The sequence below is a fragment of the Acidaminococcus fermentans genome (assembly GCF_009696675.1).
Classification (GTDB): domain Bacteria; phylum Bacillota; class Negativicutes; order Acidaminococcales; family Acidaminococcaceae; genus Acidaminococcus.
Map to the genome: position 1 here is coordinate 40,110 of NZ_VULN01000004.1, position 17,649 is coordinate 57,758.

The 17,649-nt window shown below is 58.3% G+C and carries 18 protein-coding genes and 1 pseudogene; 2 read left to right on the top strand and 17 right to left on the bottom strand.

Annotated features, from left to right (window positions below):
* Positions 1-137: 137 nt before the first annotated feature.
* The 17 genes and pseudogenes from FX155_RS03515 to FX155_RS03595 form a co-directional block, all read right to left on the bottom strand.
* The gene (locus FX155_RS03515) at positions 138-1,904 is read right to left on the bottom strand and encodes a SpoIVB peptidase S55 domain-containing protein (RefSeq protein ID WP_154487798.1); all 1,767 of its coding nucleotides are present in this window, start codon (positions 1,902-1,904) and stop codon (positions 138-140) included.
* A gap of 87 nt (positions 1,905-1,991) precedes the next feature.
* Positions 1,992-2,297, bottom strand: coding sequence for an acetyl-CoA carboxylase biotin carboxylase subunit (locus FX155_RS03520; RefSeq protein ID WP_022486866.1), 306 nt, complete (start codon positions 2,295-2,297; stop codon positions 1,992-1,994).
* A gap of 361 nt (positions 2,298-2,658) precedes the next feature.
* Complete coding sequence (locus FX155_RS03525; RefSeq protein ID WP_229778417.1) at positions 2,659-4,068, bottom strand: phosphodiester glycosidase family protein; 1,410 nt, start codon at positions 4,066-4,068, stop codon at positions 2,659-2,661.
* 80 nt (positions 4,069-4,148) lie between these two features.
* Positions 4,149-5,180 (bottom strand): rod shape-determining protein, encoded by a 1,032-nt coding sequence (locus FX155_RS03530; RefSeq protein ID WP_022487384.1) that lies wholly within the window; start codon positions 5,178-5,180, stop codon positions 4,149-4,151.
* A gap of 6 nt (positions 5,181-5,186) precedes the next feature.
* A complete protein-coding gene (murA, locus tag FX155_RS03535) occupies positions 5,187-6,446 on the bottom strand; it encodes a UDP-N-acetylglucosamine 1-carboxyvinyltransferase (RefSeq protein WP_279127828.1) in 1,260 nt (419 codons plus the stop codon).
* A 61-nt stretch (positions 6,447-6,507) separates the two neighbouring features.
* A complete protein-coding gene (locus tag FX155_RS03540) occupies positions 6,508-6,933 on the bottom strand; it encodes a hypothetical protein (RefSeq protein WP_154487800.1) in 426 nt (141 codons plus the stop codon).
* A 187-nt stretch (positions 6,934-7,120) separates the two neighbouring features.
* On the bottom strand, positions 7,121-7,312 hold the full coding sequence (locus FX155_RS03545; RefSeq protein ID WP_012939048.1) for a hypothetical protein: 192 nt from the start codon (positions 7,310-7,312) through the stop codon (positions 7,121-7,123).
* Between the two features lie 45 nt (positions 7,313-7,357).
* Positions 7,358-7,801: an ATP synthase F1 subunit epsilon gene (gene atpC, locus FX155_RS03550; RefSeq protein WP_154487801.1), complete on the bottom strand. Its 444-nt coding sequence runs from the start codon at positions 7,799-7,801 to the stop codon at positions 7,358-7,360.
* Positions 7,802-7,803: 2 nt separating this feature from the next.
* Complete coding sequence (atpD, locus tag FX155_RS03555) at positions 7,804-9,255, bottom strand: F0F1 ATP synthase subunit beta (protein WP_347567404.1); 1,452 nt, start codon at positions 9,253-9,255, stop codon at positions 7,804-7,806.
* A gap of 38 nt (positions 9,256-9,293) precedes the next feature.
* Positions 9,294-10,202: pseudogene (gene atpG, locus FX155_RS03560) on the bottom strand (ATP synthase F1 subunit gamma).
* 15 nt (positions 10,203-10,217) lie between these two features.
* On the bottom strand, positions 10,218-12,074 hold the full coding sequence (atpA, locus tag FX155_RS03565) for a F0F1 ATP synthase subunit alpha (protein WP_022487390.1): 1,857 nt from the start codon (positions 12,072-12,074) through the stop codon (positions 10,218-10,220).
* A gap of 38 nt (positions 12,075-12,112) precedes the next feature.
* Positions 12,113-12,604 carry a F0F1 ATP synthase subunit B gene (gene atpF / locus FX155_RS03570; protein ID WP_022487391.1) on the bottom strand — a complete coding sequence of 164 codons (492 nt, stop codon included), beginning with the start codon at positions 12,602-12,604 and terminating at the stop codon, positions 12,113-12,115.
* Between the two features lie 40 nt (positions 12,605-12,644).
* Positions 12,645-12,902: an ATP synthase F0 subunit C gene (gene atpE / locus FX155_RS03575; protein ID WP_022487392.1), complete on the bottom strand. Its 258-nt coding sequence runs from the start codon at positions 12,900-12,902 to the stop codon at positions 12,645-12,647.
* A 30-nt stretch (positions 12,903-12,932) separates the two neighbouring features.
* Entirely contained in the window at positions 12,933-13,640 is a 708-nt protein-coding gene (atpB, locus tag FX155_RS03580) for a F0F1 ATP synthase subunit A (protein WP_154487802.1), read from the bottom strand.
* A gap of 55 nt (positions 13,641-13,695) precedes the next feature.
* Positions 13,696-14,076: a hypothetical protein gene (locus tag FX155_RS03585; RefSeq protein ID WP_154487803.1), complete on the bottom strand. Its 381-nt coding sequence runs from the start codon at positions 14,074-14,076 to the stop codon at positions 13,696-13,698.
* A gap of 6 nt (positions 14,077-14,082) precedes the next feature.
* Positions 14,083-15,249: a non-hydrolyzing UDP-N-acetylglucosamine 2-epimerase gene (gene wecB, locus FX155_RS03590; RefSeq protein ID WP_022487394.1), complete on the bottom strand. Its 1,167-nt coding sequence runs from the start codon at positions 15,247-15,249 to the stop codon at positions 14,083-14,085.
* A gap of 17 nt (positions 15,250-15,266) precedes the next feature.
* Complete coding sequence (locus FX155_RS03595; RefSeq protein WP_288310428.1) at positions 15,267-16,280, bottom strand: glycosyltransferase family 4 protein; 1,014 nt, start codon at positions 16,278-16,280, stop codon at positions 15,267-15,269.
* Between the two features lie 253 nt (positions 16,281-16,533).
* Here FX155_RS03595 and FX155_RS03600 point away from each other — a divergent pair, with 253 nt between their 5' ends.
* Both FX155_RS03600 and FX155_RS03605 read left to right on the top strand, forming a co-directional pair.
* The gene (locus FX155_RS03600; protein ID WP_022487396.1) at positions 16,534-17,073 is read left to right on the top strand and encodes a chromate transporter; all 540 of its coding nucleotides are present in this window, start codon (positions 16,534-16,536) and stop codon (positions 17,071-17,073) included.
* A complete protein-coding gene (locus tag FX155_RS03605) occupies positions 17,073-17,645 on the top strand; it encodes a chromate transporter (RefSeq protein WP_154487804.1) in 573 nt (190 codons plus the stop codon). The genes FX155_RS03600 and FX155_RS03605 overlap by 1 nt, the downstream gene beginning before the upstream one ends.
* Positions 17,646-17,649: the final 4 nt, after the last annotated feature.

Consider the following 17,649-nt stretch of genomic DNA (forward strand, 5'->3'; position numbering starts at 1 on the left):
AAAATGTAGAAAAAAGGGGGTGTGAAAAAATTCACACCCCCGGTCACTGGTCTCTTGTCACTGGGCACTGGCCGTTGACCAGTGACAAACAAGGGGCTGTGAAAAAATGATATCTCATTCTTTCACAGCCCCTTTTCTTACCGTTTCTTCACATCCACAGTAATGCTGCTTTCCCCGGTTATAATGAAATCCAGGGGGAATTTCTGCTTGTATTTGCTGCCTTTCAGCAGACCGGTGATGGCGCTGCTCATGCTGCCGGAGGTGGTTCCCGCCGCCCGGGCCGCAGCCCGTCTGCTGGGCCGGCTGTCCCCGTAGGAGGGCATCAGGTCCACCACCACTTCGTTGTTGGCATCCATTTCATTGAATTCCGTCAGGAAATCCTTGAACTGGCGCTGGGAAGACTGGAACATGGCGCTGTCGTCCTCTCCGGTGCCGTCCCCTGCATCCTGTCCCTGGGCGGTGTTGGCCCCGTTCCGGCTGTTCCGCTTGGCCAGGGCCTTGCTGATCCAGGTGGTGGCATTGCCGCTGCGGACGATCAGGTTCATGGGACCCGCCGGCTGCTTGTCCGGGATCTTGAAGTTGATGGTCCGGGTGATTTCCTCAGACCGGTAGGGCTTAAAGGTCAGGGTAATGGGCAGGTTCCCTCCCTGGACTGCCGTGAGAGGCGCCGAGGCTCCCACCATTTCCGCCACTTCACAGCTGGAGGTGGTTTCCACATCCACATTGATGTCCTGGATGGTCACCTTGTCGAACCTGTTGTTCATGAGCATATCCGTAGCCACGTTCAGTTCTGAATCGGTAAGCTTCCCGATGTCCGAAGCGCTGTAGAACATGTTCTCCCGCCGGAGCCGGATGGGGCCTTCCTTTTCTCCCTGGGCGGTGATGGTGAACCGGATCCGGGAGGTGCCCCCTCCCTTTCTGTCCTTGGCCATGCTGACGGTGTTGTAAGTCACCCCGTCCACCAGGCTGGGCACCAGGTCCTCATCGGTGATCAGCTGGACATTGCTGCTTTTGTGCAGTCCCCGGTCCTTGTCGGTGACGGACACGTACATGGGGATGATGGGCGCGTTCTCCCCCTCTTTCCCTGCAATGCCGCTGAGACGGTCCTGGCTGATCCGTCCCAGGGTCTTGCCGAGGGTCCCCACTTTGAAAGCGCTCTGGATGTTGGGCACGGAAGCAAAGATCCAGGCATTGGTCATGAAATAGTTGGAATCCCCGTGCTGAAGGAAGGGATGGCCAAAAGCCAGGATCCGTCCTTCATCGTCTGTCCAGGTTACCGTGCCGATGGCTCCGATGACCATATCTCCCCGGACCATGGAAACCCCCACGGAACTTCCCGGTTCCAGCTTCACATTGTCCAGTTGTTCCGTCCCTCCCGGCACGGCATAGGAGGTAAGGCCGAAAGGAGACAGGTTTTCGTTCAGATGGGCCACCCCGTCAGCGGTAAAACCGCTGACCATGAGAGGGGTGCTCTTGGGCAGGAAGACGGAAGGCCGGGGATCGGTCTCGTCAAAGAGCCGGAGCATTTCGTTGATGGGGGTCAGGAAACAGTAGTTGGGGTCGGAAAAAGCCTGACCATAGGCCACGGCTCCGGCCAGCCGGCCGTCGATGTACACCGGGCTGCCGCTCATGCCCTGGGCGATGCCCCCGCTTTCCTTCAGCAGAGGGCCGGACGCCTTGATCAGGATGTTGTAGCCCCCGGTTTCCGTACCGGTGACCCCCAGGACTTCCACATCAAAGGTTTCGATGTCCGCTCCCCGGATCACTGTTTTCCCATATCCCTTCATGCCCGGTTTCAGCTCTTCCACGGCAATGGTGGGAATGGCGGCACTTACCAGGGAAACCGCCGCCACAAGGCAGCCCAGGGTCAGCACCAGGAGCCGCTTCCACTTGAAACAACGCATAATTCCTCCTGTAAAAAAGAGGGTGTGACTGTGTATTTCACACCCTCTGGTTCCTGTAATTATCAATAATGGAAAAAACTGCCTGCATCAGGGCTGGATGGTGGCCACCACCTGGTCCGCTGCAATCTGGCTGCCGGGAGCCACTTCCACGGAAACCACTTTCCCGCTGCAGTTGGCACGGGCTGCCGGTGCCGTCCCGGTCAGGGTCTTCACCGTAACCAGCACAGAACCTTCCGATACCTGGGTGCCCACGGAAACCACCGTTGCCACCTGGCCGGAGAGACTGCTTTTCTGGGGCTGCACCCCTGCCGCCTGGGCAATGCCCAAAGCCAGCAATACCATCAGCAAGGCTGCTGCCCATATTTTTCTGTTTTTCAGGATTTTGTGTAACATGATCAGCACCTCTTTTCTTTCGTTTGTTTATTATATACCGAAGGAGAGGGGAGATGCAAGGGGGCTGTTGCCGGTAAGGCAGCAGCCCCCTCTTCAGGTCTCGGGTCTCGAGTCATGAGGCTCGGGCCACTGGATAGAACCTGTCCTTCGGCCGGGTTCTTCTTATTGTGTATAACCGTAGGGGGCGCAGGCCCGGCGCCCCGCAAAATGCGCAGATCATCGATAATTTGGCGGGCTGCCCGGCGTGCAGCCCCTACGGCACCGATTTACACGTTCAAAAATTTGCCTGCAAATTTATCATTCGGCTCCAGACTTCAGACTCCCGACTCAAGACTGAAATAAGTGCCGCCTCTGGCGGCACTTATTTCCTGAACACCCCCAGAGCCACCCGGACCGGGCGCTCGCTGCCATCGCTGGGATCGTTCATGATTTTGCCGTTGACCACCATTTCGCTGGAGCCGCCTCCGTCGAAGTTCATAGCCCGGTCAGCCCCCAGCTGGACGAAGTACCGGCCGAATTCGGTGAGAGTCATGCCCACGCTGCTGTCGGACCGGCCGTCAGCCACTACAATCAGCACAGTGCCGTCTTTTTTGATGCCCACCCCGGTCCGGGGAGCCCGTCCCTGGGCGATGTCATCGGCGATTTCTTCTTCCTCGCTGGTCACCTGGACCCGGCCGTCCCGGACCAGCTGAGGCCCGGCGGACCCTACGGAAGCTGCACTGTCCGCAGCCTGGTTTCCCAGGGTCTGAGTCACCGTGACTTTGTCTCCGGTCCGCAGGCCGTTCAAAAAGGCGGCGGCACTTCCGTTGCCGGAAAGCACCGTGGTGCCGGGGGCAAGGGCCATGCTGCCGGCCCCTTTCCGGATATCCCGGACAATCCCGCCATTCAGAAGAACTTCCGTGCCGTAGGCATTGGTGTCCGTCGTGTCGTCATACCCGTCATTGTACAGGATCAGTTCGTTCTGCAGCCGCATCCGGTTCAATCCGCCTATGGAGAAACTTTTTCCGTCCGGCCGGGTTACAGTGCCGGTATAGGACAGCCCGGGCTGGATGGAAGGAGTTCCCGTACGGGGAATCACCAGCCCGGTCCGGGGCGTGCTTTCCATGCCCAGCCATTTGTTCTGGATTTTCAGGTTTCCTACCACCCAGATGTCACTGTCGAAATAGGAGGCGTTCACCAGAGCCACAGCCCCGGACCGTTTCTGGATCATGGACAGGGTCCCCCGCTGGATGGTCTTCCCATAGCCGGGGATGAAGTCCAGACGGAAGTCACTGGAAGGGGCCAGGGTCAAAAGATAAGTCTTCACCCGGCCGGCTCCCAGATTCACGGTGCTTTCCCGGTAGGTGAGCCCCTTTCCCAGCCACTGGGAACTTCCCGCCGCCGGTTTTCCGGCCGTACCGGTGCTGGTTCCGGACCGGGGAAAATCCACTACCAGCCGCTGGGGATTCTTCAGCAGGAAAATCTTGTACACCGGCACCGTCTTCCGGAAGACCACCACCAGCCGGCTGTTCTTTCCCTGGGGTTCCAGATAGGCCTTCTGGATCCGGGGATCCCGGAGCCGGACCATTTCCGTCCGGTCCGCCTTTCCCTTCAGGTCAACGATCAGCTGGTTCCCGGTGACCCGGGCCGTATAAGAAAGAGGGCTGTCCAGGTTCATGACCACCCGTGCCCGGTTAGGGGTAACCCCGCCCCGGAGAGCGCTGACCCGGGCCGCCTGGGCCGTCGGCAGAGAAGCCGTCAGCAGCACCCCCGCCAGAAGAATTCGTGCCATCCATTGTCTGTAACTGTGGTTCATTGTGATTGATCGCGTTCCTTTCGTAAAAAGGGGGTGTTGCGCAGGCAACACCCCCTTTATTTTCCTTCCAAAATTTCCAGCAGCCCCGGATCATCCAGGGCCATGCCGGCCCCCCGGGCCACACATTCCCTGGGATGGGCCGCCACCCGGGTCCTTACGTGAGTCCCGGCTTCGATGCACTCATCCAGCCCTTCCAGCAGGGCGCCCCCGCCGGTAAGGACGATGCCTTCTTCCAGCAGGTCCGCTGCCAGTTCCGGCGGTGTCTTTTCCAGCACCTGATGGATGCAGGACAAAATGGCGGTGAGGGGTTCCTCCAGTCCGGCCACCGTATCCTGGGAGGACAGGCGCAGGCTGGTGGGCAGGCCGGTAATGTTGTCCCGGCCCCGGATGATCTTGGTGCTCCGGCGTCCCCGCCGGCTCACGGTACCGATTTCCAGCTTGATTTCTTCCGCCAGGGGCCGTTCAATCTGGATGTTCAGCCGGTCCCGGAGATGACGGATCAGCCCTTCGTTGAAGGCCTCCCCTCCCATCCGGAGTGAGGCTGCCTGGATGATCCGTCCCATGCTCATCACCGCTGCACTGGTGGTACCGCTGCCGATATCCACCACCATCCGGCCTCTGGGTTCCTGGATGGGAAGCCCGGCCCCCAGGGCTGCCGCCAGAGGTCCCTCGATCAGATAAGTCCGGGCGGCTCCCGCTAAAAGAGCCGCTTCCGTCACCGCCCGCCGTTCCACCCCGGTGACTCCCGTGGGCACACAGACCATGACTCTGGGCTTGAAGAACAGATTCTTCCCCACCACCCGGTCCAACACTGTTTCCAGAAGGCCTACGGAAGCGTCGAAATCTGCAATGACCCCGTTTTCCAAGGGCCAGACCACTTCCCACTGGCCCTGGCCGTTCATTTCCCGGGCCCGGGAACCGATGGCACCCGTCTTCCCGGTAGCTGGATCGATGGCCACCACCGTAGGCTCTTCCAGCACGATCCCCCGATTTTTCATGAACACCCGGGTGGAGGAAGTCCCCAGGTCGATGCCCACGTCCACCGGATTGAACAGCCGGGCGAACAGGCTTTTTTCAGTGTGCTTCATGGCGCATCAGCCAACCCGCTGGATGTCGGCTCCCAGTCCGGTCAGCTTGTCCACCAGGTTTTCGTAGCCCCGGTCGATGTGGTAGATATCGGTGATTTCCGTCACCCCGTCTGCCACCAGACCGGCCAGCACCATGGCTGCACCGGCCCGCAGGTCCGTAGCCCGTACCTGGCAGCCGTACAGTTTGGGAACCCCTTCCACAATGGCGGCCCGGCCGCCGTTGGTCCGGATATTGGCCCCCATCCGCAGCAGTTCATCCACATGCATGAACCGGTTCTCGAACACGGTTTCCAATACAGAGCTCTGGCCTTTGGCAATGCACATCATGGCCATGACCTGGGCCTGCATGTCCGTAGGGAACCCGGGATAAGGCAGGGTCTTGATGGTAATGGGCTGGAGTTCCTTAGGTCCCACCACATGGACACTGCTGATGTCTTCTTCCACAATGGCCCCTGCTTCCCGGAGCTTGGCAATGAGCGGCTTCATGTGTTCGCAGAGCACATTGTCCACCAGGATATCCCCCTGGGTCATGGCTCCCGCCACCATATAGGTGCCGGCTTCGATCCGGTCCGGGATCACCGCGTGTTCCCCGCCTTTCATGCTTTCCACTCCGTCGATGCGGATGGCAGTGGTACCGGCGCCTCTTACCTTGCCTCCCATCACGTTGATGTAGTTGGCCAGGTCCACGATTTCCGGTTCCTGGGCCGCATTTTCAATGATGGTGGTGCCTTTGGCCATGGACGCCGCCATCATCAGGTTTTCCGTGGCTCCCACACTGGGGAAATCCAGGTAGATGGTGGTGCCCACCAGACCGTGGGGGGCAAAGGCTTCAATGTAGCCGTGGCCTTGTTCGATGGTGGCCCCCAGGGCTTCGAACCCTTTCAGATGGATATCGATGGGCCGGGTGCCGATGGCACAGCCTCCGGGCTGGGAAATCTTGGCCCGGCCGATCCGTGCCAGCAGGGATCCCATGACCAGGAAAGAGGCACGCATGGTGCTGACCAGATCATAGGGAGCTTCCCAGCCGGTAATGTTGTGGCTGTCGATTTTCAGCACATGAGGGGTGGAATGATCCACCTTCAGCCCCAGACATTCCAGTACTTTGCAGATGGTGCTTACATCCTCCAGTTCCGGAACTTCCAAAATTGTACTGCCCTCCGTCCCCAGAACGGATGCTGCAATGATGGGCAGCACTGCATTTTTGGCCCCGCTGACCCGCACAGTTCCTGTCAGCCGATGACCACCCTTTACCACCAGTTTCTCCACGCCTGATTCCACACCTTTCCTTGCCTGCAGGGAAGCCGGGCTTCCCTCTTTTTTCCTGCCTCTATTGTCGATGGATGCCCCATTGTCTGGCATGACGTTTCTGCTGATTGCTCAGCTGTTCATCCAGACGGAGTCTCATTTCATGCTTTTCCCGATACCGGGCGGCCTTTTCCCGGGCCACTTCTTCCGGATCTGCCTGGGCCAGCTGCCTTTGCTGCTGTTCCCACTGCTGTTTTTCCCGTTCCGCCTTTTCCCGCCGTTTCCGGGATGCGGCCCGTTCCTGGGCTTCCCGTTTCTGCCGGGGCGTCAATTTATGGTCATACAAGAACTGGGCCCGCCGGATCAGATACAGCGGCACCGCCACCGGCATCAGCAGAAAGGTTCCCAATACCCACAGGTTCTTGTGCTTCATGCCAATGCTGTGGCTGTCCAGAAAAACCACCCAGGTCACAAGACAGCAGACCACCAAAACAATCATATTGGACAAACCGTACGGCACCCCCCTTAATGTCTACGGAACTTCCCTTCTCTGTCCATTTTTATAACTAGATTATTATACCATAGAACGTTCTGTTTTCCATAGAGGGAAATAAAAAAAGGGGCTGTTGCATAAGCAACAGCCCCGTCAACGGTCGGTTGTCAACGGGCAAAGGAGGTGCCTACTGGCACCCCCTTTAAAAATTCCTCGTATGGGTCCGCAGCCGATCCGCCAGGATGTTGTAGTAGACTTCTTTTTCCTGGATGGTCTTTCGTAGCTTGCGGATCTGTTCTTCGTCTGTTGCGGCTTCCAGCCGTTCATTGAGCTCGACCAGTTCCAGCCGCAGCTGCCCCATTTTACTGGCAGCCATTTTGCTGATAAAGTCCACAGCGGATCCCCCCTCTGCCTGCTGCAGTGACTTTGTGCTACAGGATCATTCTCCTTCTACGGGATAGGGCTGTACCTTTCCCACCAGGGATGCCGTCCTGAGCCGGGCTTCCGCCCGCCGCAGGATCTTCTCCGTATGGGCCACGTCGGTAAGCGCGTCGGGATGGTCCAGTCTGGCCTGGGCCTCGTCCCGGATCTGCTGATATTTGGCCACATCGATTTTCTCTGCTCTTTGGGCTCTGGGCGTCAGGATCACAACCTGGTTGTCCTTGACCTCTGCGAATCCCCCTTCCACATAGACCAGGATCACCTGATTGTCTTTATCCTGCAGTTTCAGTGCACCTTCCCCCAAGACTGCAATCATGGGGCCATGGTTGGCCAGGATGCCAACTCCCCCATTGACTGTATTCAACAAGACATAGGAAATATCCTCCCTTTTCACCAAAATTTTTTCCGGTGTGAGGACTTCCAGTTTCATTAACCTGGCCATGATCATGCGCCTTTCAGTTTCTTGCCCTTGGCCACGGCTTCATCAATGGACCCTACCATGTAGAAGGCGCTTTCCGGCAGATCGTCGTGTTTGCCTTCCAGGATTTCCTTGAAGCCCCGGATGGTTTCGGACAGGGGAACGTATTTCCCCGGCTGGCCGGTGAACTGCTGGGCCACGAAGAAGGGCTGGCTCAGGAACCGCTGGACCTTCCGGGCCCGGGATACGGTGAGTTTGTCCTGTTCGTTCAGTTCTTCCATCCCCAGGATGGCGATGATGTCCTGGAGTTCCTTGTACCGCTGGAGGATTTTCTGGACTCCCCGGGCCACTTCATAGTGTTCCTGGCCGATGACCAGAGGATCCAGGATCCGGCTGGTGGAAGAAAGGGGATCCACTGCCGGGTAAATGCCCAGTTCCACGATTTCACGGCTGAGCACCGTGGTGGCGTCCAGATGAGCGAAGGTGGCGGCAGGTGCCGGGTCAGTCAGGTCGTCGGCAGGCACATAGACGGCCTGGACGGAGGTGATGGAGCCGCTCCGGGTGGAGGTGATCCGCTCTTCCAGGGCACCCATTTCGTTGGCCAGGGTGGGCTGGTACCCTACGGCGGAAGGCATACGGCCCAGCAGGGCGGAGACTTCAGACCCGGCCTGGATGAACCGGAAGATGTTGTCGATGAACAGCAGTACATCCTGGCCTCCCACATCCCGGAAATATTCCGCCATGGTAAGACCGGTGAGCCCCACCCGCATACGGGCTCCCGGGGGTTCGTTCATCTGTCCGTACACCAGGGCCGTTTTGTCGATGACCCCGGATTCCTTCATTTCTCCCCACAGGTCATTCCCTTCCCGGGTCCGTTCCCCGACCCCGGAAAATACGGAATAGCCCCCGTGGTTGGTGGCCACATTGTGGATCAGTTCCATGATCAGCACGGTTTTGCCTACGCCGGCCCCGCCGAACAGACCGATCTTGCCCCCCAGAGAATACGGGGCGATCAGGTCCACCACCTTGATGCCGGTTTCCATGATCTTGGTTTCCGTGGCCTGGTCCGCCAAAGCCGGAGCCGGCCGGTGGATGGGCCAGTGGTCCGCTGCCTGGACCGGGGTGGGATCATCATCCACGGTTTCTCCCAGGACGTTGAACACCCGGCCCAGACAGCCCTTGCCTACCGGGACCGTAATGGGTTTCCCCGTATCCCTGGCTTCCATGTTCCGGGTAACCCCGTCGGTGGAACTCATGGCTACGGTACGGACCACATCATCCCCGATGTGCTGGACCACTTCCGCGGTAAGATGCACATGGATATTTTTCGATGCCTGGGCATCGATGACGATTGCATTGTAAATGGCCGGCAGTTCCTTATCCGGGAACCGGATATCCACCACCGGGCCCATGACCTGGACCACTCTGCCCACATGGCCCCGCTGTTTGGCGGAGAGATGGGCAACGGCCCTGTCGATTGCTTGTTTCTGCTCTTCCGACACGATGGGTGCCTCCCTTATTTCAGCGCTTCCGCGCCGCTGACGATTTCATTGATTTCCGTGGTGATGCTGGCCTGCCGCACCTTCTGGTAATAGACCTGGAGCTTGCCCAACAGGTTCTGGGCATTGTCCGTGGCCGTGCTCATGGCCGTCATCCGGGAAGCCAGTTCACAGGCGGAGCTTTGGATCAGCGCCGTGAAAATCTGGCTGCGCAGATAATACCGGGCCAGGTAGGGCAGCATCTGGGCCGGTTCCGGTTCGAAGATCAGGGTGGGATAATCGGTGGGATCATCGTCCTCCCAGACTTCCTAGGCCTGTACCTCCAGGCTGTCCTTGGCCTTGGGCTGGACCGGCAGCAGCTGCACGGTTTTGGGGATCTGGATCATGGCAGATTTGAAATAGGTGAAGATCACGTCCACTTCGTCCACTTCTCCGTGGATGAACATGGATTCCACCGTGTCTGCAATGTCTTCCGCCGCCTCAAAGGTGGGCTTTTCGGAAAATCCGCTCCAGCTTTTGGCAATGTGGTAGCCCCAGTGGTTCAGCCCGATCTTCATCTGCTTCCCCACCGCCAGGAGAGGAGAATCCTCCCGGCCCCGGAGCTCCACTCCGGCGTATTTCACCACGTTGTTGTTGTAGGGGCCTGCCAGCCCCTTGTCGGAGCCCATGATTACATAGGCGGTCCGGTACACCGGCCGTTTTTCCAGCAGGGGATTGGATTTCATGTCCAGATGGGCCATCACCGAAGGATCGCTGACGGCTTCCTGGAGCAGGCTCTTGAGTTTCTCCGCATAGGGAAGGCTGGCGTCAGCCCGCTGCTGGGCCTGATGCATCCGGGCAGAGGCCACCATCTGCATGGCCCCGGTGATCTTGCTGATGCTGCCGACGGTTTTCATATGGGCACGGATGCCGCTGGTATTTGCCATCAGGGATCACCTGCCTTACATGCCGTCTGCGCTGCCGGGCGCAAACATTTTGCCAAAGTCATCCAGGGCGTCGTCCAGCTGGGCCTTCAGTTCATCAGTGAATTTCTGTTCTTTTTCCAGGGTGGTGAGGATGATGGAACAGTGGTTGTTCAGATACCCCAGCATCTCATGTTCATACCGGGTCACATCCTCCACCGGGATCTCATCCAGGAACCCGTTGTTCACAGCGTAAAGGGAAATAACTTCCTGGGCCATGGACAGGGGCTGGTACTGACCCTGTTTCAGCATTTCCGTCACCCGGGCGCCCCGGTCCAGCTGGGCCTTGGTTTCCCGGTCCAGATCGGAACCGAACTGGGCGAAAGCCGCCAGTTCCCGGTACTGGGCCAGAGACAGCCGCAGGGTGCCGGCCACGGATTTCATGGCCTTGGTCTGGGCTGCGCCCCCTACCCGGGATACGGACAGCCCGGAGTTCAGGGCCGGCCGGACACCGGAGTTGAACAGGTCCGTTTCCAGATAGATCTGGCCGTCGGTGATGGAAATCACGTTGGTGGGAATGTACCCGCTCACGTCCCCGGCCTGGGTTTCAATAATGGGCAGAGCGGTCATGGAGCCGCCGCCGTGTCTGGCATTCCGGCGGCAGGCCCGTTCCAGCAGCCGGGAATGGAGGTAGAACACGTCCCCAGGGTAGGCTTCCCGTCCCGGCGGACGGCGGAGCAGCAGACTCATGGCCCGGTAGGCCACCGCGTGCTTGCTCAGGTCGTCATAGACGATCAGTACATCTTTGCCCTGGTCCATGAAATATTCCCCCACAGCCGCCCCGGCATAGGGAGCCAGGTACTGCATGGGGGCCGTATCCGCGGCGGTGGCCGCCACGATCATGGTATAATCCGATGCCCCGTACTGTTCAAAGGTATGGAACAGACGGGCCACGGAAGAGGCCTTCTGGCCGATGGCCACATAGATGCAGATCACACCCTTCCCCTTCTGGTTCAGGATGGTATCCACCGCAATGGCGGTTTTCCCGGTGCCCCGGTCCCCGATGATCAGTTCCCGCTGGCCCCGGCCAATGGGCACCAGGGCATCCACGGCCTTGAGGCCGGTCTGGAGGGGCACATCCACCGGCTGCCGGGCGGCAATGCCCGGTGCCTGGTGTTCGATGGGATAATGGGCGTAGGTCTTGATGGCCCCTTTCCCGTCCAGGGGCTGGCCCAGAGGGTTCACGATCCGGCCCAGCATGGCTTCCCCTACGGGGATTTCCATGATTTCACCGGTACGCCGGACCAGGTCCCCTTCCTTGATTTCCGTGGCGCCGCCCAGAAGGACGATCCCCACTTCCTTTTCCCGGAGGTTCTGGACCATGCCGTACACCCCGTCATGGAGGGCAACCAGTTCCCCGCTCATGGCACCGCCCAGCCCGGAGGCCGTGCAGATGCCGTCACCGACTTTTTCCACCACGCCGATTTCTTCCAGGTCCACGTCGTCCTTAAAGGACTGGACCCCCTGGGTCAGGGCCTGGGTGATGTTCTGGGTATGGTCCAGATCCTGGTCGCTGAGATGGATTTCCTTCATCAGGGCATCCATCTTTTCCAGCTGCCGTTTCATGGTGGCATCAAAGATATGGTCGCCGTACTGGATCAGTACGCCGCCCACCAGCCGGGCATCCACTTTCTGTTCCTGGAGCCGGACCGGTTTTCCGAATTTCTCTGCCAGAAGCTCCTGGAGCAGCTGGGCTTCTTCCGGAGCCAGAGGCTGGGCCGTGGTCACCGTCAGGGAGAGGAGAGACTCTCCTGCAAAAAGAGCCTGGTCGTCCTCGGTGAGGGTCAGCCGGTCCAGGATCTGTTTCCACAGAGCTTCCTTGTTTTTACTGTTCATAGGTTGATACTGCCTCCACAGTTCCTCTGAAGGGACTTTTATTTTTTCTGTTCTGCCAGGGTTTCATCAGTAATCCGGGTGATCCGCTGCTGGTCTTCTGCAGAATCCAGCTTTTCCTGGAGGACCCGGCCTGCGATTTCCGTGCTCAGGGCGATGATCTGTTCCCGCACGTCCAGCAGAGCCTTCTTTCTTTCCATTTCCACAGCCTGCCGTCCGGAAGTGAGCAGTTCTTCCCGTTCCTTCTGGGCGTTGGCCATGGCTTCATCATGGAGCTGCTGGGCCATGGCGTTGGCCTTGGACACAATGTCGTTGGCTTCCTTCTTGGCGTTCTGCAGCTGCTGCACATATTCCTGCTTCAGGGCTTCCGCCTCTTTCCGGGCATGATCCGCCTGGTCCATATCCTTGACGATCTTGGTCCGGCGGTCATCCATGGCCTTCAGCAGGGGTTTGTAGGCAAATTTGGCCAGGACCCACAGCAGGATGATGAAGTTCACCACCTGGGCCACCAGCGTATAATTGATACTTACCATTCCCTATCGCTTCCTTTCTCCCCAAAGGGGTGCATGCCTCTTATTTTACAAAGGGGTTGGCAAACACCAGCACAATGGCGATAACGGAGGCGATGATGGGGATGGATTCCACCAGGCCGATGGCGATCAGCATGTTCACCTGGAAGCTGCCTGCCTGTTCCGGCTGACGGGCCATGCATTCCAGAGCCTTGGAAGCCACGGTGGAGTCCCCTTTGGTGGCCCCCAGGGAAGCCCCTACGCCAATGATTGCTGCTCCCAGGATGGAAGCCACGATGATCAGGGTATTGTTGTCTATCATTTTTTTACATCCTTTCTGTTTTCCAGATTCTTATTTTTTGGAATGGACCTGTTTGAAGATCGGCGCCAGGGCGATCACCGTCAGCATGGTAAAGATAAAGGCCTGGAGGAAACCGATGACCAGACTGAATCCGACCCACAGGTTGGGCACCACCCAGGGCACCAGCATGTACAGCACAGCCAGGAGGATTTCCCCGGCCAGGATATTCCCGAAAAGACGCAGGGCCATGGTCAGGGGCTTGGCCAGCTCCTCGATGATGTTCAGAGGGAGCATCAGGGCAAAGGGGGTCACCAGATGCTTGAAATAGCTGGGCCCCTGCTGGATGATCCCGATGATGTAGGTGGCCACAGCCACGGTAATGGACAGCCCCAGGGCCACGTTAATGTCATTGGTGGGCGAAGAGAGATGGACCCCCAGGGAAGGCATCAGGCCCAGTTCGTTCCCCACAAAGATGTACAGGAACAGGGTCAGGATGAAGGGCGTGGCCATCCGACGGCCTTCCACCCCCAGGTTGGCATCCATCAGTTTTTCCAGCCACTCCACGATCATTTCCACCAGGTTCTGGATTCCATAGGGAATCTCCTGCACCCGCCGGGTAGCGGCAAAGACGATGGCTGCCACAATCAGCATGGTAAGCCAGGACATATAGATGGTCTGCATGTTCAGGGTGACCCCCGGCAGGACCTGTGTGGTCCCGTAGTGGATGACTTCTGAACCGGCAGCTTCTGCAATTCCCATAGACTTATCACTTCCTTTGTATTATTTCTTGTTTTTTATAGGAAACTCTGACAATTCAGGGTTTCCGGCATCCGGGCCGGCTGCGGGCCAGCTGGATGATCAAACCAAGATTCAGGATCAGGAAACCGGAAAGGACCAGCACCGGCTGCCATTTTCCCCGGAGTGCCGCCAGGGTGAACCCCAGCAGTACGGCGATTCGCAGGAACATGAGCCGGTGCATGGAAAGGGCGGCCTGGGCCGGTTCCTTTTCCATCCCCCGCCGGACGCCCCAGAGAAACAGGGCCGTGTCCGCCAGGCCGGCGGCGGAGCCCAGAAGGGCCCCGGGCAGGGTTCCTCCCAGCAGGAGCACCGCCAGCAGGAAAGCCAGTCCCAGAGCCAGCTGTTTCAGAAACAGCGACCGGAGCTGACGGCCCAGGCGCTGGAACAGGGTTTCCATAGGGTCTTACTTTTCCTGTCCCCCATGGAATTCCGGCATCAGATCCACCGGATACCCATGGGTATGGAGCAAATAGGTGACGATCCGTTTGGCAGCCTGGCCGTCCCCATAGGGATTCACGGCTTCTGCCATGGACCGGTAGTATTTTTCATCGTTCAGCAGCCGGCAGGTGGCAGCATACACATCCTCCTTGCCGGTGCCGATCAGCTTCACCGTGCCGGCGGTAACGGCTTCCGGCCGTTCCGTGGTGTTCCGGAGCACCAGTACCGGTTTCCCCAAGGCCGGTGCTTCTTCCTGGATGCCGCCGGAATCGGTGAGGACAATGTCCACCCGGGCCATCAGGTTGGCAAAGGGTTCATAGTCCATGGGTTCCAGCAGATGGACCCGTTCCATTTTGCCCAGGACCGCTTCTGCCACTTCCCGGACCTTGGGATTCTTGTGCATGGGAAAAATGGCTTCCGCTTCCGGATTGTCCTTCAGCACTTCCTTCAGAGCCTGGTATACGTGGCGCATGGGAGCCCCCAGGTTTTCCCGCCGGTGGGTGGTCATCAGGATCAGCTTGTGGTCGGAACGGATGGCTTCCTCCAGTTTGGGGTTGTGGAAATCGAAATGATCCTTCACCGTGGCCTGGAGGGCATCGATCACCGTATTCCCGGTGACGTAGATGTCATCTTCCTTGATGTTTTCCTTCAGCAGGTTGGCTCTGGCGTTGCTGGTGGGAGCAAAATGCCAGTCGGTAATGGCTGCGGTGAGTTTCCGGTTCATTTCCTCCGGGAAGGGAGAATATTTGTTGCCGGTGCGCAGTCCTGCTTCCACATGGCCAACGGGGATCTGTTTGTAGAAAGAAGCCAGCGCCCCCACAAAGGTGGTAGTGGTATCCCCATGGACCAGCACCAGATCCGGCTGGGCTTCTTCCAGCACTTCCTTCAGCCCCATAAGGGCACGGCTGGTCACATCGTACAGGGTCTGACCAGCGGTCATGATGTTCAAATCATAATCCGGTTTGATCTGGAACAGCTCCAGCACCTGGTCCAGCATTTCCCGGTGCTGGGCGGTAACTGCCACAATGGGTTCCAGCATATCCGGGTACTTTTTCATTTCCAGCACCAGGGGACACATTTTGATGGCTTCCGGCCGGGTCCCAAAAATCGTCATGACTTTCAATTTTTTCATTTTCCTTCGCCCCTATTTCATGATCTATCCTGTAAAATCCCGATTTTTCTTGCGCCAATGAAGATCACCGCCAGCAGGAAGACCAGCAGTGCAATGGCATAAATCCCCTCCATTTCCGTCAGGAGCACTGCCGTAAGGCAGAGTCCTGCACTGATCAGATACATGAAGATCACTGCCTGCCGCTGGCTGAAGCCCATGGCCAGCAGGCGGTGATGGATATGTCCCTTGTCCGGACTGAAAATAGGCCGTCCGTTCCGGTACCGGCGGACAATGGCAAAGGCCGTGTCCATAATGGGCAGCCCCAGGGCAATGGCCGGCACCAGAAGAGCAATGGTGGCCGCGCTTTTCACAGCGCCGAAAATGGAAATGGCTGCCAGCATGTAGCCCAGAAACAGGCTCCCGGTATCCCCCATGAAAATAGTGGCCGGATTGAAGTTGTACCGGATGAAGCCGATGATGCCTCCGGCCAGGGCCGCGGTGATCACCGCCACCGGATACAGTCCCTGTTGGAGGGCCACCATGATCACCGTGACAGAGGCAATGGCGGACACCCCGGCTGCCAGGCCGTCCAGCCCATCAATCAGGTTCACCACATTGGTGAAGCTGACGATCCAGAACACGGTAAAAGGGATGGACAGGTAGTTCAGATAGAAATACCCGCCCCAGGGATTGTTCAGCCATTCGATCCGGACTCCGAAGAACACCGGCACCAGGGCCGCAATGATCTGGCCCACCAGCTTCACCTTGGCGGCCAGCTGGAACATGTCATCCAATATACCCACAATGGCAATGACCGTACCTCCCAGGAGGATGCCCACCACGTCCCGGGTCAGTTCCATGGTGGAAACAGCCGCAGCCATGAACCCGATGTAAATGGCCAGGCCCCCCATCCGGGGCATGATCCTGTGGTGCACCTTCCGGGCATTGGGCCGGTCCACAGCGCCGATGCGGAAAGCCAGCTTCTTCACAAAAGGAGTCAGGACCCAACTGATGATCAGGGAAATGCTCAATGCCAGTAAATACGTTTTCACAAAACAAGCCTTTCTGCGGATTGCCCGCCCAGGGAAATTTACTTTCCCTTTTCCTGGAAAATTTTCTCTGCACTTTTGCTCATACAAAGTTATTATAGTACAGTTTTGGAAAATCTACAATTTGTTCCCCTGTTTCCTTTGTGACATTTTCTCCATTTTTCTTCCCGTTCTTTTTCTCCTCCAGCCATTTGGTGCCAGTTTGTTTACAGGCTCTTTGCTCCGTGTTACACTGAAAAGAATCGGAGGTGTTTCCATGAATGAACTGATCCAGCTGTTTGCGGTGTTCGCCCGGATCGGGGCGGTCACTTTCGGGGGCGGCTATGCCATGCTCCCCATCCTCCAGGCGGAAGTGGTGGAAAAATACCACTGGGCCAGCGAGGAAGAACTGGCGGACTATTATGCGGTGGGCCAGTGTACCCCTGGGGTCATTGCGGTGAATACGGCCACCTTCATTGGCATGAAACGGAAAGGGGTAACCGGAGGGATCATTGCCACCCTGGGGGTAGTGTTCCCCTCTCTGGTGATCATTACGGTAATCGCCGCCTTCCTGTCCAACTTTGCCCAGCTCCAGTTCGTCAGGGATGCCTTTGCCGGGATCCGGGTCTGCGTCTGTGTGCTGATCTTCAACGCCATCAAAAAACTGGCAAAAGGGGCTCTGGTGGACAAACTGACCATAGGTCTGTTCCTTCTGGTCATGGGGATCAACCTGTTCTCCAGCATTTCTCCCGCCTGGCTGGTGGTCCTGGCCGGCGTGGTGGGTCTTTTGGCCAAAAAAGCGGGAGGTGAGCTGTAATGGGCCTTTTTGTGCAGCTGTTCTGGGAATTCTTCAAAATCGGCCTGTTCGCCATCGGCGGCGGCATGGCCACCATTCCCTTCCTGGCCAAGCTGGCTACTGCCACCGGCTGGTTCACAGAAACGGATCTCTTGAACATGATCGCCGTATCTGAATCCACTCCCGGCCCCATCGGGGTGAACACCGCCACCTATGTGGGCTATCACATTGCCGGGATCCCCGGGGCAGTGGACGCCACCTTCGGCCTGATCACCCCGTCGGTAATCGTGATCATCATCGTGTCCCAGTTCCTGAAGAAGTTCGGGGACAGCAAATACGTGAAAGCGGTAATGTACGGGCTCCGGGCCGCTTCCGCCGGTCTGATCGCCGCAGCGGGGCTCATGGTGGCCCGGGTGACCCTGCTCCATCCGGAAGCCTGGAAGCAGGGTGACCTGGCCGGGGTGCTGAATGGCCGTTCCCTCCTTCTGGCCCTGGTACTGGTGTTCCTTACCGGGAAATACAAAAAGGTACACCCCATCGCCTTCCTGGCTGCCTCGGCTGTAGTGGGCGTGGTCTTCGGGTTTGGACAGTAAGAAA